At 71.2% G+C, this 19,333-nt stretch carries 20 protein-coding genes, 1 pseudogene and 1 riboswitch; of the genes and pseudogenes, 9 read left to right on the top strand and 12 right to left on the bottom strand.

Annotated elements, in window-relative coordinates; all coding sequences use genetic code 11:
- Positions 1–273 precede the first annotated feature (273 nt).
- Both ACIRR9_RS07975 and ACIRR9_RS07970 read left to right on the top strand, forming a co-directional pair.
- Positions 274–936 (top strand): annotated as a pseudogene (locus ACIRR9_RS07975) (GTP-binding protein); the annotation flags it as partial.
- Between the two features lie 77 nt (positions 937–1,013).
- The gene (locus ACIRR9_RS07970; protein ID WP_403748769.1) at positions 1,014–2,870 is read left to right on the top strand and encodes a cellulase family glycosylhydrolase; all 1,857 of its coding nucleotides are present in this window, start codon (positions 1,014–1,016) and stop codon (positions 2,868–2,870) included.
- Between the two features lie 86 nt (positions 2,871–2,956).
- On the opposite strand, the gene ACIRR9_RS07965 is transcribed toward ACIRR9_RS07970, so the two are convergent.
- Positions 2,957–4,201, bottom strand: coding sequence for a YncE family protein (locus ACIRR9_RS07965; protein ID WP_365349591.1), 1,245 nt, complete (start codon positions 4,199–4,201; stop codon positions 2,957–2,959).
- A gap of 173 nt (positions 4,202–4,374) precedes the next feature.
- On the opposite strand from ACIRR9_RS07965, the gene ACIRR9_RS07960 reads away from it, so the two are divergent.
- Both ACIRR9_RS07960 and ACIRR9_RS07955 read left to right on the top strand, forming a co-directional pair.
- Positions 4,375–5,040 (top strand): TetR/AcrR family transcriptional regulator, encoded by a 666-nt coding sequence (locus ACIRR9_RS07960; RefSeq protein WP_403748766.1) that lies wholly within the window; start codon positions 4,375–4,377, stop codon positions 5,038–5,040.
- 183 nt (positions 5,041–5,223) lie between these two features.
- On the top strand, positions 5,224–7,203 hold the full coding sequence (locus tag ACIRR9_RS07955; protein ID WP_403748763.1) for a ricin-type beta-trefoil lectin domain protein: 1,980 nt from the start codon (positions 5,224–5,226) through the stop codon (positions 7,201–7,203).
- A 111-nt stretch (positions 7,204–7,314) separates the two neighbouring features.
- Here the strand turns inward: ACIRR9_RS07955 and ACIRR9_RS07950 are convergent, their stop codons facing one another.
- From ACIRR9_RS07950 to ACIRR9_RS07925, 6 genes are all read right to left on the bottom strand, one after another.
- On the bottom strand, positions 7,315–7,653 hold the full coding sequence (locus ACIRR9_RS07950; protein ID WP_403748761.1) for a response regulator transcription factor: 339 nt from the start codon (positions 7,651–7,653) through the stop codon (positions 7,315–7,317).
- Complete coding sequence (locus tag ACIRR9_RS07945; RefSeq protein ID WP_403748758.1) at positions 7,590–8,480, bottom strand: sensor histidine kinase; 891 nt, start codon at positions 8,478–8,480, stop codon at positions 7,590–7,592. Before ACIRR9_RS07945 ends, ACIRR9_RS07950 begins: the two co-directional genes overlap by 64 nt.
- A gap of 47 nt (positions 8,481–8,527) precedes the next feature.
- The gene (locus ACIRR9_RS07940) at positions 8,528–8,926 is read right to left on the bottom strand and encodes a hypothetical protein (protein ID WP_403748756.1); all 399 of its coding nucleotides are present in this window, start codon (positions 8,924–8,926) and stop codon (positions 8,528–8,530) included.
- 160 nt (positions 8,927–9,086) lie between these two features.
- Positions 9,087–9,944: a bifunctional 5,10-methylenetetrahydrofolate dehydrogenase/5,10-methenyltetrahydrofolate cyclohydrolase gene (locus ACIRR9_RS07935; RefSeq protein ID WP_403748753.1), complete on the bottom strand. Its 858-nt coding sequence runs from the start codon at positions 9,942–9,944 to the stop codon at positions 9,087–9,089.
- A gap of 24 nt (positions 9,945–9,968) precedes the next feature.
- Positions 9,969–10,051, bottom strand: a riboswitch (ZMP/ZTP riboswitch).
- Between the two features lie 17 nt (positions 10,052–10,068).
- Positions 10,069–10,239 (bottom strand): hypothetical protein, encoded by a 171-nt coding sequence (locus ACIRR9_RS07930; protein ID WP_403748750.1) that lies wholly within the window; start codon positions 10,237–10,239, stop codon positions 10,069–10,071.
- Complete coding sequence (locus ACIRR9_RS07925) at positions 10,224–10,592, bottom strand: nuclear transport factor 2 family protein (RefSeq protein ID WP_403748748.1); 369 nt, start codon at positions 10,590–10,592, stop codon at positions 10,224–10,226. Before ACIRR9_RS07925 ends, ACIRR9_RS07930 begins: the two co-directional genes overlap by 16 nt.
- 171 nt (positions 10,593–10,763) lie before the next feature.
- Here ACIRR9_RS07925 and ACIRR9_RS07920 point away from each other — a divergent pair, with 171 nt between their 5' ends.
- On the top strand, positions 10,764–11,060 hold the full coding sequence (locus tag ACIRR9_RS07920) for a hypothetical protein (RefSeq protein WP_403748745.1): 297 nt from the start codon (positions 10,764–10,766) through the stop codon (positions 11,058–11,060).
- A gap of 52 nt (positions 11,061–11,112) precedes the next feature.
- Here ACIRR9_RS07920 and ACIRR9_RS07915 read toward each other — a convergent pair whose 3' ends face one another.
- Positions 11,113–12,825: an ABC transporter ATP-binding protein gene (locus tag ACIRR9_RS07915; protein ID WP_403749016.1), complete on the bottom strand. Its 1,713-nt coding sequence runs from the start codon at positions 12,823–12,825 to the stop codon at positions 11,113–11,115.
- Between the two features lie 157 nt (positions 12,826–12,982).
- The gene (locus tag ACIRR9_RS07910) at positions 12,983–13,564 is read right to left on the bottom strand and encodes a rhodanese-like domain-containing protein (RefSeq protein WP_403748743.1); all 582 of its coding nucleotides are present in this window, start codon (positions 13,562–13,564) and stop codon (positions 12,983–12,985) included.
- Positions 13,565–13,657: 93 nt separating this feature from the next.
- Here ACIRR9_RS07910 and ACIRR9_RS07905 point away from each other — a divergent pair, with 93 nt between their 5' ends.
- On the top strand, positions 13,658–13,945 hold the full coding sequence (locus ACIRR9_RS07905; RefSeq protein WP_123979367.1) for a metal-sensitive transcriptional regulator: 288 nt from the start codon (positions 13,658–13,660) through the stop codon (positions 13,943–13,945).
- A gap of 21 nt (positions 13,946–13,966) precedes the next feature.
- Here ACIRR9_RS07905 and ACIRR9_RS07900 read toward each other — a convergent pair whose 3' ends face one another.
- Both ACIRR9_RS07900 and ACIRR9_RS07895 read right to left on the bottom strand, forming a co-directional pair.
- On the bottom strand, positions 13,967–14,716 hold the full coding sequence (locus tag ACIRR9_RS07900) for a sulfite exporter TauE/SafE family protein (protein WP_403748739.1): 750 nt from the start codon (positions 14,714–14,716) through the stop codon (positions 13,967–13,969).
- A complete protein-coding gene (locus ACIRR9_RS07895; RefSeq protein WP_403748736.1) occupies positions 14,713–16,380 on the bottom strand; it encodes a rhodanese-like domain-containing protein in 1,668 nt (555 codons plus the stop codon). Before ACIRR9_RS07895 ends, ACIRR9_RS07900 begins: the two co-directional genes overlap by 4 nt.
- A gap of 231 nt (positions 16,381–16,611) precedes the next feature.
- Between ACIRR9_RS07895 and ACIRR9_RS07890 the strand changes: the two genes are divergently transcribed.
- The 3 genes from ACIRR9_RS07890 to ACIRR9_RS07880 are packed head-to-tail and all read left to right on the top strand — an operon-like array spanning position 16,612 to position 18,763.
- Positions 16,612–17,700 (top strand): S-(hydroxymethyl)mycothiol dehydrogenase, encoded by a 1,089-nt coding sequence (locus ACIRR9_RS07890; protein WP_403748734.1) that lies wholly within the window; start codon positions 16,612–16,614, stop codon positions 17,698–17,700.
- Entirely contained in the window at positions 17,700–18,329 is a 630-nt protein-coding gene (locus ACIRR9_RS07885; RefSeq protein ID WP_403748732.1) for an MBL fold metallo-hydrolase, read from the top strand. Before ACIRR9_RS07890 ends, ACIRR9_RS07885 begins: the two co-directional genes overlap by 1 nt.
- Positions 18,330–18,385: 56 nt before the next feature.
- The gene (locus tag ACIRR9_RS07880; protein ID WP_403748730.1) at positions 18,386–18,763 is read left to right on the top strand and encodes a DUF4180 domain-containing protein; all 378 of its coding nucleotides are present in this window, start codon (positions 18,386–18,388) and stop codon (positions 18,761–18,763) included.
- A gap of 1 nt (position 18,764) precedes the next feature.
- Here the strand turns inward: ACIRR9_RS07880 and ACIRR9_RS07875 are convergent, their stop codons facing one another.
- On the bottom strand, positions 18,765–19,292 hold the full coding sequence (locus ACIRR9_RS07875) for a hypothetical protein (RefSeq protein ID WP_403748728.1): 528 nt from the start codon (positions 19,290–19,292) through the stop codon (positions 18,765–18,767).
- Between the last annotated feature and the right edge of the window lie 41 nt (positions 19,293–19,333).

Genomic DNA, 19,333 nt, shown 5'->3' with positions numbered 1-19,333 from the left:
AAAAGGGTCACCGTGGAGTGATGTAGGTCACTCTAAGACCGGGCCCTGGAGGCGGCGAGTGCTGCGGCGGCGATTTTGTTGACCATTAATCCATCGCTGTCGAGTGAGCGCCCCTGCTGCACTGCTCCCTGCCCGACGTCACACGGAGAGGGCCACCGATGCGCGCTGCGTGCATGTCCACCCGGGAAGGAATCCCACCCATGCCGAAGGACATCACGCTCGGTGCAACTGCTCGATCTCGGAATTCTCGCGCATGTCGACGCGGGTAAGACCAGCGGCAACCCGTTCCCGGCCACCATCGGTCTGCGGGTGGAGCCGGCCCCGGTCGGCGCGCGCGTCGGCTTCCGGCTGGAGGTGGAGCTGGGCTCGATGCCGTACGCCTTCTTCAAGGCCGTCGAGGACACCGTGCGCGAGACCCTCGGCCAGGGGCTGCACGGCTGGCGGATCCCCGACTGCACGGTCACCATGACCCACTTCGGCTACTCGCCCCGGCAGAGCCATGCCCACCTGGGCTTCGACAAGGGCATGTCGAGCACCGGACACGACTTCCGGGGGCTGACCCCGCTCGTGCTGGTCGAGGCGCTGCGGTGGGCCGGTACCCGGGTGTACGAGCCGATGCACCGGTTCCGGCCGGAGGCCCCGGCGGACATGCTGGGCGCGCTGCTGCCCGTGCTCACCCGGTTCGGCGCGGTGCCGCAGCGGACCGGGACGCAGGGGCCGCTCGCCGTCCTGGAGGGCGTGGTCCCCGCGGCCCAGGTGCACGAACTGGAGCAGCGGCTCCCGGGGCTGACCCGCGGCGAGGGCGAGTTGGAGAGCGCCTTCGATCACCGCGCGCCCGTGTCGCGCGGTGCGGTCCCCAGCCGCGCACGCACCGACCACAATCCGCTCAACCGCGGGGAGTACCTGTTGAAGGTGACCGGTCGGGTGAGCGGTTGAGCGCCAAGTGCCAGGCAGGTATTCAACTTACTCATGAGTCAGAAGTATTGACGGTGTCCGGAAAGCGCCTGACTGTAATGAGCATGACGAGTATCCGGGCGCGTTTGGTCGTTGTCCTGGTTGTCCTCTGCGGATTCCTCGCGGTGGCGGGCGCCCCGTCCGCCTCCGCTGCCACCCCGTCCGACTCCCTCTGGTTCGACGGCACCTCCCTCACCGTGCAGAACGGCCGTTTCGTCGACGGCCAGGGCCGTGAAGTGGTGCTGCGCGGCTACAACGTCTCCGGCGAGACCAAGCTGGAGGAGAACAGCGGCCTGCCGTTCGCCTCCGTCGCCGACGCGAAGAAGTCCGCCACCGCGCTGCGTGCCCTCGGCGGCGGCAACGCGGTCCGCTTCCTGCTCTCCTGGGCGCACGCCGAACCCGTGCAGGGCCAGGTCGACACCACCTACCTGGCCGCCGTGACCGCGCAGATGCAGGCGTTCCTCGACGCCGGCATCCGCGTCTTCCCCGACTTCCACCAGGACCTGTACTCCCGCTACCTGTTCAACACGGGCAGCTGGTACACCGGCGACGGCGCTCCCAAGTGGGCGGTGGCGCTCGGGAACTACCCGGCCGAGTCGTGCGGCATCTGCCTCTTCTGGGGCCAGAACATCACCCAGAACACGGCCGTCCAGGACGCCCAGTACGACTTCTGGCACAACAACTACGGCCTCCAGGACTACTTCCTGGCCACCGCCCAGACCACGATGACGTACCTGGCCGGGCATCTGACGTCCGACGAGTTCGCGGGTGTCGTCGGCTTCGACCCCTACAACGAGCCCTACGCCGGCTCCTACGACTCCGGGGAGACCTCCCGCACCTGGGAGCAGAACCGGCTGTGGCCCTTCTACCAGAAGTTCCGGGCCCGGATGGACGCGGCCGGCTGGACCAGCAAGCCCGCCCTCATCGAGCCCAACCTCTACTGGAACGGCAACGTCACCAACCAGGAGGGCGGCCTGCTGGACGTGGGCACGCTCGGCTCGCGCTATGTCTTCAACACCCACTTCTACGACCAGAAGGCGATCTCCGGCATCCTGATGTGGGGCAACGCCTCCGACGGCCAGTACTCCACCGACTTCGGCACCATCCGCGACCGCGCCTCGGCCACCGGCACCACGGCGGTCGTCAGCGAGTTCGGGCATCCCCTGTCCGGCACCACCTCCGGCAAGGCGCCCACCGTCGACAAGGCCATGTACCAGGCCCTCGACTCCCGCCTCTCCGGGGCGAACTGGTGGTCCACCCCGGCGTCCTCCGGCCCGGTGCTGTCCGGCACCCAGTGGCAGTGGGACATCTACAACGGCCGGCACCACGAGCTGATGAACGACAACGCCGGCAAGGTCCTCACCTCCGGTGACGCCTGGAACGACGAGGACCTCTCGGCCGTGAACATGAACGACTCCGGCACGGTGACGCTCCGTCAGGACGCCCGGCTGCTCGACCGGATCTACCCCGGCGCCACCTCGGGCTCCACCCTCGCCTTCACCTACGAGGACCGCTCCCGGGACGGCTCCACGACCCTGACCTGGAACCCGGTGCCCAGCTCGCTGCCGAACGTGGCCGCGCTGGTCGGCTCCGGACAGTACGCCGTCCAGGTCTGGCGCTCCAGCAGCGCCACCGCACCCACCGAACTCCACCTCCCCGCCTCCTTCCCGACCGCGTCCACCACCGTCGTCTCCGACCTCGGCACGGCGTACGCACCCCCGTCGTACACCTCCTCGACCCCGGTCGGTGTGGCGGTCGAACCGGGCGGAACGGGCAGCCGCCGACTGCTGCTCACCGACTCGGACTCCGGCGTGCTGCACTTCGCGCTGGTGACCAACGGGGCGACCTCGCCCAGCTCCACCGTGCTGAACGCGGCCAAGTCCGAGCTGGCCGCCTGGGTCGCGTCGAAGTTCTGAGCGCTCTGAGTGCTGTGGGCAACGCTTCGGCCTCCGGGGTGCCGCGCATCCCGGAGGCCGAAGTCCGTGCGGGTCCTGCCGGACCGTCAACTCGTGGACGCACCGGTCCAGTCGGCCGGCACATGGCCGAGCCGGACACGCTGCGGGTGGTCGCCCACCGGGACCGAGAGCACCTTCTCGCCCGTCGCGAAGTCGATGGCCGTCACCTGGTCGGCGCCCGCCTCGGAGATGATGCAGTCCTTGCCGTCACCGCTCACCGTCGCCCAGTACGGGGTCGACGCGGTGATGAGCGGGCCCTCCTGGAGGGTGGCCCGGTCGACGACGGTGGCGTAGTTGTCCATCGTCCCCGCGACGCACAGCTTGGTGCCGTCCGGCTTCATCGAGATGCCGTGGTGACGGGAGTCGAGGAGCCAGGTGGTGCGGTCCGTGCTGGTCGCCGGGTTCACCGGCAGCGTCTTCACCCGGGTGATCTTGTCGCTGGCGATGTCGTACTCCAGGAAGCCGTTGAAGAACGACACCTGGAAGTACATCTTCGACCAGTCGGGAGTGAAGGCGGCGGGCCGCACCGCGTCGGAGAAGTCGGTCAGACCGATCGCGTCCAGCCGGGAGCGCATGTCGATGATCTTGACCTGCTTGTAGGTGGTGGCGTCGGCCACGGTGATGTGGCGGTCGCCCTTGGTCCAGTCCCAGGCGGGGTCGTCGAGCGAGGTGGTGACCTCGCCGATCGCCATGTTCCAGATGTACTTGCCGTCGGGGCTGAAGACGTTCTCGTGCGGCTTGTCACCGGTGGCGAACTCGCCCAGTTCCTTACCGGTGTTGATGTCCAGCACCTGCACCTTGTTCGCGGTGGACGCCGAGACCGCGACCTTGCTGCCGTCGGGGGAGACGGCCATGTGGTCGGCGCGGTAACCGGCCACCGGGAAACGCCAGTTGACCTTGTCGGTGGCCAGGTCGATGGAGACCACGTCCGCGAAGCTCGGCCGGGACACCACCACGGACTTCCCGTCCGGTGTGGAGTACATGTCGTCGGCGTACTGGTCGTGGCCCTGTCCGACCTCGTTGCGGATCGACGTGTAGTAGATCCACTTGATCGGGTCGGCGTTGATCTCCGCGATCCGCGCGTCCTTGTCCGGGATCACGTTGATCTGGCCCACCTTGGCGAAGTCCCCTGAGGACTTCAGCACGGTGGCGGTGCCGTCCCAGTTGTTGCCCACGAACAGCACCTCGCGCAACGAGGCGTCGGCGGAGTGGGCAGCGGTCGCGGGCGCGGCGACGGTCAGGGCGAGGGCGGCGGCTACGGAGCAAAGGTGCCTGGGTCTGAAGGCAGGCATGACTGCTCTCTCCTCTGATGGGGGGTGGGGGCGCGCGTGCAGTATCGGGTCGCGGAATCTGAACACGGGCGCGTTCAAAACGAACTTACTGAAAAGTAAGGAGGGGTGGGCCTACTCCACAAGAGGCGTACACGACAAAATTGGCCAACGGGTGGATGACGGAGGGGGCGGTCTTGGCGGGCAGGATCAAGGCACCGACGGGTCGTTACGGCGGCCGGTCCGCCGAGGAACGCAAGGCAGAGCGGCGTCGGCGGTTCCTGGAGGCGGCGCTCCGACTCTTCGGCGAGGCACCGGGATTTCGCGCCACCACCGTCGCCGCGCTCAGCCAGGCGGCGGGGCTGTCGACCCGTCAGTTCTACGAGGAGTTCCAGACCCTGGAGGATGTGCTCGCCGCGTTGCACCTGGAGGTCAACGGGTGGGCCGAGCGTGCGGTGGTGGAGGCGTTCGCCGAGGCGGAGCCGCTGCCGCTGGTCGAGCGGGTGACGGTGCTGTTCCGGGCCTACGCCCGTGATGTCACCTCCGACCCCCGCCGTATCCGTATCGCCTTCGTCGAGATCATCGGGGTCAGTCCCCGGCTGGAGGAGCAGCGGCTGGCGCGGCGGGCGCGGTGGGTGGAGCTGATCTGCACCGAGGCGAACGCGGCGGTGGCACGGGGCGACGCGGCGCCGCGTGACTACCGGCTGGCCGCGACGGCGTTCATCGGCAGCGTGAACGGGGTGCTGCACGACTGGAGTGCGGGGTGGGTGGACGCGAGCCTGGACGAGGTCGTGGAGGAACTGGTGCGGCTGCTGCTGGGGATCCTCCGGCCGGACGGGTGGACGCCGGAGGGCTCCCGGTAGCCGTTCGGTCGAGGATGCGAACGTCCGCTGGAGAAGGGCGACTTCACGCCTGTCACATCCGTTGACTTCACCCTCTGGCGGCTCTACGGTCAGCGCGCGACCTGTTCGGGACATCGATCCATGTTCGGAATGCCGAACGCGGTTGGGTCGCACCCCCCTCGTGCACCCCCGTGGAGGAGCCGCATGTACCCCCCGCCCCGATCGACCGGCAGCGGTCTCGTACGACACCTGTGGACCGCTGCCGTACGCACGCTCGCCCTTGCCCTGACGGCCGCCGCCGCGCTCCTCTTCGCCACGCCGGGACCGGCCCAGGCGGCGACGGCCGCCCAGGTCTCGGTGCCCACCGCCCCGATGGGCTGGGCCTCCTGGAACAGCTTCGCGGCGAAGATCGACTACGACGTCATCAAGGCACAGGTCGACGCGTTCGTCGCGGCCGGCCTCCCGGCCGCCGGCTACAAGTACATCAACATCGACGAGGGCTGGTGGCAGGGCACCCGCGACAGCGACGGCAACATCACCGTCGACACCAGTGAGTGGCCCGGCGGCATGAGCGCCATCGCCGACTACATCCACAGCAAGGGCCTGAAGGCCGGTATCTACACCGACGCCGGCTACAACGGCTGCGGCTACTACTACCCGACCGGCCGCCCCGCCGCCGCCAACACCGGCAGCGAGGGGCACTACGCGCAGGACATGCTCCAGTTCTCCAAGTGGGGCTTCGACTTCGTGAAGGTCGACTGGTGCGGCGGCGACGCCGAGGGCCTGGACGCGGCCACCGCCTACAAGTCGATCAGCTCGGCCGTCACCACGGCCGCCGCCACCACCGGCCGTCCCCTCACCCTCTCCATCTGCAACTGGGGCTACCAGAACACCTGGAACTGGGCGACCGGCCTCGGCACCATGTGGCGGACCAGCACGGACATCTACTACTACGGCGGCACGGCGTCGCAGTCGGCGGTGCTGTCCAACTTCGACCAGACCCTGCACCCGGCCGCCCAGCACACCGGCTACTACAACGACCCGGACATGCTGACGGTCGGCATGACCGGCCTCACCGCCGCCCAGAACCGCACCCACATGGCCCTGTGGGCGATCTCCGGCGCCCCGCTCCTGGCCGGCAACGACCTCACCACGATGACCGGTGAGACCGCCGCCATCCTCAAGAACTCCGATGTCATCGCCGTCGACCAGGACGCGCGCGGACTCCAGGGCGCCAAGGTCGCCGAGGACAGCACCGGACTGCAGGTCTACAGCAAGGTCCTCGCCGGCACCGGCAACCGCGCGGTCGTGCTGCTCAACCGCACCTCCTCCGCCGCGAACATCACCGCCCGCTGGTCCGACCTCGGCCTGACCAGTGCCTCCGCGACGGTCCGCGACCTGTGGGCGCAGTCGAACCTCGGTTCGTACAGCACCGGTTACACCGCCAGTGTCCCGGCCGGCGGCTCGGTGATGCTCAAGATCAGCGGCGGCACGGAGGCGTCGAGCACCAGCTACAGCGCCTCCTCCACCGGCAAGTACACCGGCGTGAGCGCCGCGAGCACCGGCCTCGACGTCGTCGACGTCGCCTACACCAACACCGGCTCCACCGCCGTCACCGGCACCCTCCAGGTGAACAGCCAGACCGCCACCACGGTCTCCTTCCCACCGACCGGGTCCTCGCAGGGCACGGTCTCGGTACAGGTCGATCTGAGCAAGGGGGCGGGCAACTCGCTCACCTTCACGGGGAGTTCGCTGCCGACGCTAGGCTCGATCGCGGTCAGTCCGATCCCCGGCACCAACGGCACCCTCCTCGTGGGCGGCGCCTCCAGCCGCTGCGCCGACGTCTACAACAACACCATCACCAACGGCACCCAGGCGGAGATCTGGGACTGCAACGGCGGCCAGAACCAGGCCTGGACGTACACCTCCCGCAAGGAGTTCGTGGTGTACGGCAACAAGTGCCTGGACGCGTACAACAAGGGCACGACCAACGGCACCAAGGTCGTGATCTGGGACTGCAACAGCCAGACCAACCAGCAGTGGACCGTCAACTCCAACGGCACGATCACCAACGTCAACGCGGGCCTGTGCCTGGACGCCTACAACGCGGGCACCAGCAACGGCACCTCGCTGGTGCTGTGGACCTGCAACGGCGGGACCAACCAGCAGTGGAGCCAGAGCTGATCCGGTAGCCCGGAGCCGATCAGGCAGCTGCGCGGGCGCGGTCGGGCACTGTCCGGCCGCGCCCGCGCGCGTCCCGGACACAGTCGCAACGGCCCTTCGACGGCCGGGAGTTCACACCTCGTCCGAAGAGTGCCCCGCCCCGCCCGGTCCGGCGCGCATGGCGAGCAGCCCGGCCTGCACCCGGCTCTCGCAGTGCAGTTTCTCCATGATCCGTGAGACATGGGCTTTCACGGTCGGCACGCGCAGGTCGAGCCGTCGGCCGATCTGGGCGTTGCTCAATCCGTCCGCTATCGCGGCGAGGACATCCTGCTCGCGTGGGGTGAGCGGGGGTAGCCTGGGTGGCGCGGCCGGCGGTGGCTCGGCGGCGGCCCGGGCCACCAGGTGGTTCACGGCCTCGGGGGCGAGGGCGTGGCGCCCGGCCGCGGTGTTGCGTACCGCGTCGCGGACCACGGCGCCCAGTCCACGGGCACGCCCGCCGCGGCTGAGTCGGCGAGCAGCTGTGGCAGGTCCCGCAGATCCGGGCCGGGGCGGAAGGAGCTCTCGACGGTCTCCGGGTCGCGCAGCACATCGAGGATCTGGCGCAGTTGAGCCAGCGCCCGCCTGCCGGTGACCCTGACCAGCTCGCCGGTCTCGCGGGCCCGCTCCGACTCCTGCGGGTCCACACTCAGCGCGCCCGCGTGCAGCGTGATCAGGCTGACCTCGTGAGCCACCACGTCGTGCATCTCACGTGCCAGCGCGGCCCGTTCCTCCGCACGGACCCGGCGGGCGATCAGCAGTGCCTCCCGCTCGGCCTGCTCGGCGCGCTCGGCCAGCTCCTCCAGCCTGGTGTGCCGGTACCGGATCACCGTGCCGCGCCAGGCGGGCGCGCCCACCAGCAGGGCCGTTGCCAGGGCGCCCACCACCGGGGCACCCGTGGTGAACTGGCCGAGGACCGCGGTGGCGTAGACGCCGTAGCGCAGGGGACTCGCCGCCCGTCGTCTGGCCAGCGAGTACATCGCGAACGGCAGCGCCGCCTGAACGGTCAGCAGGCTCACCACGGCGACCACACCCGCCACCAGGGTGGGCCGGTCGCGCCGCCAGGCCAGCAGCAGCCCGGTGGCGCACCCCAGGCCGCCGGAGACGGCGAGGGGCAGCGGCAGCAGGGACTGTGGTGCGGCGGCCGACAGCAGCGCTCCGGAGGCGATCAGAGCCGCCAGCGCCCAGGCGACCGGCTCGGAGGGCCACCGGATCCGGGCAAGGCGAGCCGCCACCGAGGCAGGCAGAGAGGAAACGAACACGCGCTCCAAGGTGGAGGGCCCTTCGTGACGGCGTGCGACCGAGCGGCTCAGGGCTTGGCGCTCACACTGCTCTGGCCCTTGCCCTTGTCCTGGGCGCCCTCCTCCGCGGCGGACGGCAGGACCTTGGTGGCGGCGACCGTCCCGTCCCGGTAGCAGATCTGGAACGTCTGCTTCTTCTCCAGGGACACGTCCTTCTCCAGGTAGTAGTCACAGGTGGTGCCGGCCGGCGGCTTCGGCTTGTCCCCCGGCTGGAGACCGCCGGGCTTGCCGAGGCGGTCGTGTACCGCGTCCTGGGTCTCGCCGACGTGAACACCCTCGAACTGGGCCGAGGTGATCATGTGCGAGCCGATGTCGCTCGCGACGTGCCTGATGCCGAACCAGAGACCGACGCCGGCGAGCACGAGGACTCCCACGATTCCGAGCAGGATCTTTCCGAGAACGCCCATGACAGAGCTCCTTGGCTGTGGGGATTCCGACGTCCTTCGACGTCGCCCAAGCAGTCTGTTCCGGCGATCCGCGCCGATCGTCGCTCTGGACGGGTGACCCGACCCCCGACTTTCGTATCCCCCCGAGTCCTCCGTGCGGGAGAATCCGCCGGACCTCGCCTCACACCCCGAGCTGCCGGGCGGCCGCGTCGACGGTCTGCTCCAGCAGCAGCGCGATGGTCATCGGGCCGACACCGCCCGGCACCGGCGTGATCAGCGAGGCGCGTTCGACGGCGGTGTCGAAGTCGACGTCGCCGACGTTCCCGTCGTTGTAGCCCGCGTCGAGCACCACCGCGCCCGGCTTGATGTCCTGCCCCCGGATCAGCCGGGCGCGGCCGACCGCGGCGACCACGATGTCCGCCTCGCGGACGACCGCCGACAGGTCCCGGGTGCGGGAGTGGCAGTAGGTCACCGTGGCGTCGCGGGCGAGCAGCAGCATGCCGGCCGGCTTGCCGAGGATCGCGCTGCGGCCGACGACCACCGCCCGCTTCCCGGCCGGGTCGACGTCGTAGGCGTCCAGCAGGCGCATCATGCCGCCGGGGGTGCAGGAGACGAAGCCCGGCAGGCCGAAGCTCATCGTCGCGAACGACGCGAAGGTCACGCCGTCCACGTCCTTCTCCGGGGCGATCGCCTCGAACGCCGCCCGCTCGTCGATGTGTTCGCCGACCGGGTGCTGGAGCAGGATGCCGTGCACGGCCGGGTCGGCCGACAACTCCCGCAGGGCGGCAACGAGTTCTCCGGTCGTCGTGGTGGCGGGCAGGGCCACGTGCCGGGAGGCGATACCGGCCTTGCGGCTGCGGTTCTGCTTCATCCGGACGTAGGTGACGGAGGCGGGGTCCTCGCCGACCAGCACCGTCGCCAGACACGGCGTGACACCGGTCCGTGCGGTCAGGGCGGCGGCCCTCTCCGCGGTCTCCTCGACGATCCGGCGGGCGACGGCGGTTCCGTCCATGATGCGGGCGATGCGGGCCTGGGTCATGCGGCACACTCCTGAGCTGGTCGACTCGATCGCCCAGGCGCACGGCATCCTCAGTGCGGACCGCTCCCCGGTGGTGCTCCACCTCAGCGCCAGTCACGGCCCGCCCCCAGGGTAACCGAGCCGCTCAGCGCTTCCGGTGGCAGCGGACGGTCCGCAGGATCGACTGCAGCAGCACGACGGACGCGCGCGGACGCGCCCGGCGACTTTGCCCCAGCGCGGCCCGCGCCGAGAAGGTCCAGGTCACCCGGGAGCTGACCTGGACCCTCGCGGTCCTTCCGACTATTCGTCGTCCCATGCCTGGATCATGATCTGCTCGGAGATCTTGCCGTCGCGCAGCGTGATCATCGACTCGGCGAGGACCCGGACGCCGTCCCCGTACTGGCAGGACTCGCTGAAGGCGGCCTTGTCGCCCTGCACGATGCACTGGTCCAGCTTGTGCGTCATGTCGCGGCTGTAGACGTCGTCCAGCATCGCGGCGATGTCCTGGCGGCCGTGCAGGACCTTGGGGTGGCTGGGCTGGGTGTCGCGGTCGACGATGCGGATCTCCGCGTCGTCCGCGTAGAGCGCCAGAAGGCTGTTCCCGGTGTTTCCTTCTATGGCCCGGCGCAGTGTCTCGGTGTCGAAGGCGGAACCTGTCGGGGTGCCCATGGTGACCTCCTGCGGGCGCCCGCGACCCGATGCGGAGGGGTCGCGAGAACCCTCACTCCGAGCGTGCTCCGCCCCGCCGGGCTCGGCAAGCGCAGGCCGGGCGCTCCTCCTGACGGGTGAGGCGGAGTGGCTGCCCGTGTCCGGTCCGGCGCCGGGGCCGTTGCTGGAGACATGATCTCAACACGACGTATCGTCGCCGCCGTCGGCCTGGCCGTCGGGGTCACCGGCCTCGCCGCGCCGCTGGCGAACGCGGCCGGTGCGAGCCCGCAGCACACCGGGAAACTCACCGCGCTCGGCGTGCTCGACTCGCTCTCCCGCAGCGACATCCCGGCGCACTACAAGGACGAGATCCCGAAGGTCTCGGAGCAGGTGCAGGGGCTGAACGGAGTCCACAGGCTCAGCGAACTGCACCAGATCACCGACCTGGCCGCGCCCGTCATGGGACTGGTACCGGGCATCGAAGCCTGACCCCGTCCACACAGCGAGGGCCGTCCCGCGAGGGGGCGGCCCTTCGTCGTACTCAGTGCTCCGAGGCCAGGAACTGGGTCGCCGCCAGCTCCGCGTAGAGCGGGTCCGCCGCCACCAGTTCCCGGTGCGTGCCCACGGCGCGGACCCGGCCCGCGTCCATGACGACGATCCGGTCGGCCATCGTCACCGTGGAGAGCCGGTGCGCGACCACCAGCACCGTGGTCGACCGCGCCACGTCGGCGACCGTGTCCCGCAGGGCCGCCTCGTTAACCGCGTCCAGTTGCGAGGTCGCCTCGTCCAGGAGCAGCAGCCGTGGCCGGCGCAGCAACGCCCGTGCGATCGCGACGCGTTGCCGCTCCCCGCCCGACAGCTTGGTCCCGCGGTGGCCGACCAGCGTGTCCAGCCCCTGCGGCAGCCGCGCGACCAGACCGTCCAGGCGGGTCGTCTTCACCACCCGGGTCACCGCGTCCTCCGCCGCCTCCGGGTTGCCGAGCAGCAGGTTGTCCCGCAGCGAACCGGACAGCACGGGCGCGTCCTGCTCGACGTACCCGATCGCCGCACGCAGCAGGGACAGGTCCCAGTCGGCGAGCGGGCGGCCGTCGAGGCTGATCGCGCCGGACTCGGGGTCGTAGAACCGCTCGATCAGCGAGAAGACGGTGGTCTTGCCGGCACCGGAGGGGCCGACGAACGCCGTCATGCCCCGCGCCGGGATCGTGAAGCTGACCCCGTGGTGGACGTACGGCAGGTCGTCGGCGTAGCGGAAGCGTACGTCGGTGAAGGCGAGGGAGGCCGGTTCGGCGCCGGCCGACGGCAACTCGGCGGGCTCGGCCGGGGGTTCGGCGGGCAGTCGCAGCGCCTCCTGGATCCGGGCCAGCGCGCCGGCGCCGGTCTGGTACTGGGTGACCGCGCCGACGACCTGCTGGATCGGCGACATCAGGTAGAAGACGTAGAGCAGGAACGCCACCAGCGTGCCCACCCCGATCGCACCGGTCGCCACCCGAGCCCCGCCCACCGCGAGCACCGTGATGAACGCCAGCTGCATCGCGAGCCCCGCCGTGTTGCCCGCCGCGGCCGACCACTTGGCGGCGCGCACACTCTGCCGCCAGGACTCCTCGGCGGCCGCATGCAGCGCGAGCTCCTCCCGGTGCTCGGCGCCCGACGCCTTCACGGTCCGCAGCGCGCCCAGGACCCGCTCCAGCGAGGCACCCATCACCCCGACCGCGTCCTGCGCCCGGCGGCTGGCCCGGTTGATGCGCGGCACGATCGTGCCCAGCACCGTGCCCGCCGCGGCGATCACCGCGAGCGTGACTCCGAGCAGTACCGGATCGACCACCCCCATCATCACCACCGTGGCGACCAGGGTGAGTCCGCCGGTGCCGAGCGCGACCAGCGAGTCCGTGGTGACCTCGCGCAACAGGGTGGTGTCCGAGGTGATCCGGGCCATCAGGTCACCGGGTTCGGTCCGGTCCACGGCGGCGATCCGCAGCCGCAGCAGATACGACGACAGGGTCCGCCGCGCCCCGAGCACCACCGACTCGGCGGTGCGCCGCAGCACATACGAACCCAGCGCGCCCAACCCGGCGTTGGCGACCACCAGACCCGCCATGGCGAGCAACTTCCCGGTGATGGAACGGTCGTGGGACAGGTCCTCGATCAACCCCCGGGCCACCAGCGGCAGCAGCAGTCCGGCCGCGCCCGTCAGCAGTGAGAGCAACGCGCCGGCCAGCAGGGCCCAGCGGTGCGGCCGTACATAGGAGAGGAGCAGCGGGAAGACGGACGGACCGGACCGCTCGCTCGTGTCTCCCGGATCTCCCGTGTCTCTCGTCGTCGGAACTGCGTCTGCGGTGGTCACGGTGCTCCTCGTCCGGGAGGTGGGCGGCGCACCCCAGGCTACGACGGCCGCTCCCGGGTCCGGGGCCCGCTCATCTACGGGCGGAACCGATCTTCGCGAGGGTCGCGTCGAGGTCTGCGGGGCGGGGCCGGTTGTGGGGCAGCTTCGACAGGACCGCGGCCATCCCGCAGGTGTCGGTGAGCGCCGAGAAGACCAGGCCGCCCGCGACCCCCGCCGACAGCAGCAGCCAGGCCGGGTGCAGCTGCCCGAGGGCGAGGCCGGCCAGGACGACCGAGCCGGCGGTGAGGCGGACCTGGCGTTCCATGGCCCATGTCGCACGCGACCCGCCCCGCGGGCGGTGCAGTTCGTGACCGCGCTCGGCCCAGCCGCGGGTGCCGCCGGTGAGGGTGGCCGCCGGGATGCCGTGCTCGGCGAGGACCGCCCGGGCGTTCTCGGCACGGGCGCCGGAGGCGCACACCAGGAGCAGCTCGCCGTCGGCGGCGCGGAGCGCGGGCAGGGCCCGGCGCAGGGCGTCCAGGGGGATGTTGTGGGCGCCCGGCACATGGCCGGCGGCGTACTCGCCCGGCGTGCGGACATCGACGACGGTCAGCTCGGGCAGGCGGGGGAGGGCCTGGTCGGGGGTGAGATCAGGGTTCGGGGGAGTGGTGGGCATGGCGGGTGCGATCCTTCCTTGTGGTGATGAGTGACAGGGTTGCCCGAGGGGCGGGTAAAATACCCCTACGGGTATGTAAGGAGTGGTGTGGTCGTGGAGCTTCAGTTCGAGGGCGATGAACTCAAGTCGGTCCTGAACCGGCTGCGCCGGGCGCAGGGGCAGATCTCCGGAGTGATCAAGATGATCGAGGAGGGCCGTGACTGCGAGGACGTGGTCACCCAGCTCGCCGCCGCCTCGCGCGCCCTGGACCGGGCGGGCTTCGCGATCATCGCGACCGGGCTCCAGCAGTGCATCATCGACCCCGCCCGGAACGGGGCGGACGGCGAGACGACCGAGCAGATGAAGGCCCGGCTGGAGAAACTGTTCCTCTCGCTGGCCTGAGCGCGGTGTCGGGGGCCGGCGCTAGATCACCGCGTCGGCCAGCATGAACGCGGCGACCGCGAGCAGGGCGTACGCGAAGACGCGCTGGAGGGTGCCGGAGGACAGCCGGGCGGCGAGCCGCTTGCCGTCCCAGGCGCCGAGGACCGCGGTCGCGGCGAACGGGCCCACGGCCGACCAGTCGACGTCCGCCGCCGAACCGGAGCGAGCCGCGAGCGCGGTGAGCGAGTTGATGGTGATGACCAGCAGGCTGGTGCCGATCGCCGCGCGCATCCGCAGTCCCACGACGTTCACCAGGGACGGTACGGCGAGAAACCCGCCGCCCACCCCGAGCACCCCGGTCACCGCGCCGAGACCGGCGCCCGCCCCGGCCACCCGGGAGGCCCGGACCGGTACCGGCCCGCCGGACCGGGCGTCCGACGGCCGCAGCATCCGCAGCGCCGCCACGGCCGCGAGCGCCGCGAACGCCCCGGTCAGCAACGCGGCCGGCAGGTGCCGTGAGAGCAGTCCGCCGAGTGCGGCGGGTACGATCCCGGCCGCCGCGAACACCGCACCCGCCCGCCACCGCACGGTGCCCGCACGGGCGTGTGCGACGAGCGCGGTGGCCGAGGTGACGGTGACGACGAAGAGGCTCGCGGTGGTGGCCGCGGCCGGGGTGAAGCCGAGCAGATAGATCAACGCGGGTACGGCCAGCACGCTGCCGCCGCCGCCCAGGGCCCCGAGGGCCAGGCCGGTGACCGCCCCCGCACCGAGGGCGAGAAGAAGTGCGGTCATCCGTGGATGCCCTCGACACTCACCGCGAGTCCCGCCGCACTCCAGGCGTCCATGCCCCCGACGACGTCCACCGCGTCCAGGCCCCGGGCCGTGAGCAGCGCCGCCGCCTGACGGGACCGCCTGCCCGAGCGGCAGATCACGACGATCGGACGGTCCTCGGCGACGGGCGGGAGCGGAGCCCCGGCCGTCAGCGCGGACAGCGGGGTGTGCAGGGCCTGAGGCGCGTGTCCGGCCGCCCAGTCGGCGGCCTCGCGGACGTCCAGCAGGACGGCACCCGTGTCCGTACGCTCCTGCGCCTCGACCGGGGTGAGCCGGGCCATCGGCAGCCCGGCCTCGCGGGCCGCGCCGAACCCGTCGTCGACGGCGACCACGTCCCGCCCGGTCGCGTCGAGGAGCGACGCGGCGACCGCGGCCCGCATCCCGCCCGCGCAGTGCACCCACACCGTGCCGCCGGGTATCTCGCCCAGCCGTTCCCGCACCTGGTGCAGGGGTATGTGGAGGGAGCCGCGGATGTGGTCGCCGGCCCGCTCGGAGTCCCGGCGCACGTCCAGGACGACGACCCCGTCCGTCCCGTGTGCGGCCAGCTCCGCGAACGTGGCCCGGGGGAAGGTGCGCGGGGCGTCCCCCGGCCGGAGCCAGGCCCCGGGGGCGCCGGTGGCGGCCGCGGCCGGGCGGTCGATGCCGACACGGGCCAGTTCCCGCTGGGCGGCGGCGAGTTGGGTCGCCGACTCGGCGAGGAGGCTCACCGGTCTGCCCCAGGGCAGCAGCCAGGCCAGATAGGCGGCGAGCTGCCCGTCGGCCTCGAAGTTGAGCGTCCCGGAGACATGCCCCTCGGCGAACGCCACCCGGTTGCGCAGGTCCACGACCCACTCCCCGGCGGCCAGCCGCGCCGCGATCTCCTCGGCGTCCGCCGGGCGCGGCGGGGTGAGGTCGACGGGAGCCGGGCCCCTGGAGTTCAGCGGAGCCATGTGCGCGTAGTACGCCGGTATGTCGTCGAGCCCGGCCAGCAGCTCGGCCACGAACGTGTCGACGTCCTTGACCAGTGCCTCGTTGACCGCACGCTCCCGGCCGATGGTGGTCGCGGTGCCCGACGCGTCCCCGGCCGAGCAGAAGCTGCCGAAACCGTGCGTCGGCAGTACCGCCGTGTCCTTCGGCAGCTCGGCGGCCAGTCGGTGCACCGAGGCGTGCTGCGCCCGGGCCAGTTCGCCGGTCAGCCGGGGCTCCACCAGGTCGGGCCTGCCGACCGTACCGATCAGCAGCGAGCCGCCGGTGAAGACGGCCGTCGCCCGGCCGTTCTCCTCCAGGACGTACGACGTGTGGTGCGGGGTGTGCCCGGGGGTGGCCAGCGCCCGCAGCGCCAGCCCCTCCTCGATCTCCAGCACGTCCCCGTCGGCCACCGCCGTGCGCTCGTACGCCACCCGTGCCCCGGCCGGCACCACGTAGGAGGCCCCGGTCAGGCGGGCCAGCTCCAGCCCGCCGGAGACGTAGTCGTTGTGCACATGCGTCTCGACGACATGGGTGAGCCGCACTCCGCGCCGGGCGGCGGTCTCGATCACCCGGTCGATGTCCCTGGGCGGATCGACCACGACGGCGCTGTGCGCCCCGCCCGCCAGATAGCCCCGGTTGCCCAGTCCGGGCACCTCGATGGTGTCGACGAAGGACACGGCGGCACTCCTCTCTCGAACCCCGGCTCGGAATTACCCCCGGGGGTATGCTCACCACCGTAGCAGAGGTACCCCTGGGGGTATCTGGAGAGTGTCGACGGCACATCGGCGGCGGGTGCGGCGGCCGGCCGGAAAGATCGGGAACGGTCGACGCGCTCCGTGCGGTTACCGATCGGTCACACGTAGGGTCGGGAGGCAGCACGTCCATAGATCGACGGAAGGGTCAGGAGCATGGCGCAGGAAGTACGCGGCGTGGTCGCACCGGGCAAGAACGAGCCCGTGCGGGTCGAGACGATCGTGGTGCCGGACCCCGGGCCGGGCGAAGCCGTCGTACAGGTGCAGGCCTGCGGGGTCTGTCACACCGACCTGCACTACAAGCAGGGCGGAATCAATGACGAGTTCCCGTTCCTGCTCGGCCATGAGGCCGCCGGTGTGGTGGAGTCGGTCGGCGAGGGCGTCACGGACGTCGCGCCCGGCGACTTCGTGATCCTCAACTGGCGTGCCGTGTGCGGGAACTGTCGGGCGTGTCTGCGCGGGCGCCCCTGGTACTGCTTCAACACGCACAACGCGAAGCAGAAGATGACCCTCGCCTCGACCGGGCAGGAGCTCTCCCCGGCGCTCGGTATCGGCGCCTTCGCCGAGAAGACGCTGGTCGCCGCCGGGCAGTGCACCAAGGTCGACCCTGCGGTGTCGCCCGCCGTCGCCGGCCTGCTCGGCTGCGGGGTGATGGCAGGCATCGGCGCCGCGATCAACACGGGCAACGTCGGCCGGGGCGACACGGTCGCCGTGATCGGCTGCGGCGGTGTCGGCGACGCGGCGATCGCAGGGTCGAACCTGGCGGGCGCGGCGAAGATCATCGCCGTCGACATCGACGATCGGAAGCTGGCGAAGGCGCGCGCCCTGGGCGCCACCCACACGGTCAACTCCCGCGAGAACGACGCGGTCGAGGCGATCCGCGAGCTGACCGGCGGCTTCGGCGCCGACGTCGTCATCGAGGCGGTCGGCCGCCCGGAGACGTACCAGCAGGCCTTCTACGCCCGGGACCTCGCCGGCACCGTCGTCCTCGTCGGCGTGCCCACGCCCGAGATGAAGCTCGAACTCCCGCTCCTCGACGTCTTCGGCCGTGGCGGCGCGCTCAAGTCGTCCTGGTACGGCGACTGCCTGCCCTCCCGGGACTTCCCCATGCTGATCGACCTGCACCTGCAGGGCCGGCTGCCGCTGGACGCCTTCGTGACCGAGACCATCCAGCTCGACGAGGTGGAGAAGGCGTTCGAGCGGATGCACGGCGGCGACGTGCTGCGTTCGGTGGTGGTGCTCTGATGACCACCCGCATCGAACGCCTCGTCACCGCCGGACAGTTCACCCTCGACGGCGGCACCTGGGACGTCGAGAACAACGTGTGGATCGTGGGCGACGAACGCGAGGTGATCGTCATCGACGCCGCCCACGACGCCCAGGCCATCGCGGAAGCGGTCGACGACCGCACCCTGAAGGCGATCGTGTGCACCCACGCCCACAACGACCACATCGACGCCGCGCCCGCCCTCGCGGACCTCACCGGCGCCAAGATCTGGCTGCACCCCGACGACCTGGCGCTGTGGAAGCAGACCCACCCCGACCGGGACCCGGACAACCACCTGGCCGACGGGATGGTCATCGAGGCCGCGGGCACCGACCTGACCGTGCTGCACACGCCCGGCCACGCGCCCGGCGCCGTCTGCCTCTACGACCCCGGCCTGGGCACCGTCTTCACCGGCGACACCCTCTTCCAGGGCGGGCCCGGCGCCACCGGACGGTCGTACTCCCACTTCCCGACGATCATCCACTCCATCCGGGAGAAGCTGCTCACCCTCCCGCCGGAGACGAAGGTCCTGACCGGCCACGGCGACCCGACCACGATCGGCGCCGAGGCGCCCCACCTGGAGGAGTGGATCGCCCGGGGCCACTGACGGCACCGGCCGAAAACCGCGGGCGCGTGGCCGTGGGTCCTCCTAGGATCACGCCCATGACCACCACCGCCACGCTCGTGACCCTGCACACCACCCGCGTCCTGCGCTGCGCCCCCGAGGGGCCGGCGCTCGACGGCGAGAGCGCCGCCCTCGATCTCGTCGGCGACGCGATGGGCCAGGACGCGGAGTTGGTGGCGGTCCCCGCCGAGCGGGTCGGGGACGAGTTCTTCCGGCTCCGCTCCGGGGTCGCGGGCGCGGTGGTGCAGAAGTTCGTGAACTACCGGCTGCGGCTCGCCGTGGTCGGTGACATCTCCCGGCACCTCGCCGCCAGTTCCGCGCTCCGCGACTTCGTGTACGAGGCGAACCGGGGCCGCCACCTGTGGTTCGTCGCCGACGACGCGGAGTTGGCGGAGCGACTGCGCCCCGCCGGGTGACTCACGCCTCCGGCAGCGGCAGGCGGCCCGAGTGGCCGGGGGGCAGGGTCAGGTCCTCGCGTACGGCCGCGTAGAAGGCGTCGCGGCCGTCGCGCTGCCGCTCCAGCAGGGCCCGCCAGGTCTCGGGGTCCTGCCGTTCCTCGCGCAGGAAGCGCTCCATCTCCATCACCGCGACGACCCACTCCTGGGCCTTCGCGACCACCGCCGGATCGCCCAGCATGATGAGCTTCTCCCCGTACGGATCCCGTTCCGACTGGGCCGCCTCCAGCAGGGGTTCGGCCTCCTGCGGGGAGATCGGGTGGGGATGCGGGTCGTTGCCCAGATGCGCGGCCACCCGGTAGTCCACGGAGACGGTCTTCTTCAGCGCCTGCGCCCACTCCGCGTACACGGACAGCCGGCGCTCGTCCCAGCGTGCCTCCTGCTCCCGCCGGAACCGCGCCCGGTCACCGCGCACCACGGCGAGATACGAGCCGAGCGCGCCGATCACGACGCCTATGAGAGCCGGGAGTTGCTGCAAGAACGCGGACATGTGCGCACGCTATCTGTCCGGTTGATCGTGGCGCCCGTACG

This window comes from Streptomyces sp. NPDC101234, from assembly GCF_044767525.1.
Taxonomy (GTDB): Bacteria; Actinomycetota; Actinomycetes; order Streptomycetales; family Streptomycetaceae; genus Streptomyces; species Streptomyces sasae.
This window is presented reverse-complemented; position numbering and strand designations above follow the sequence as displayed.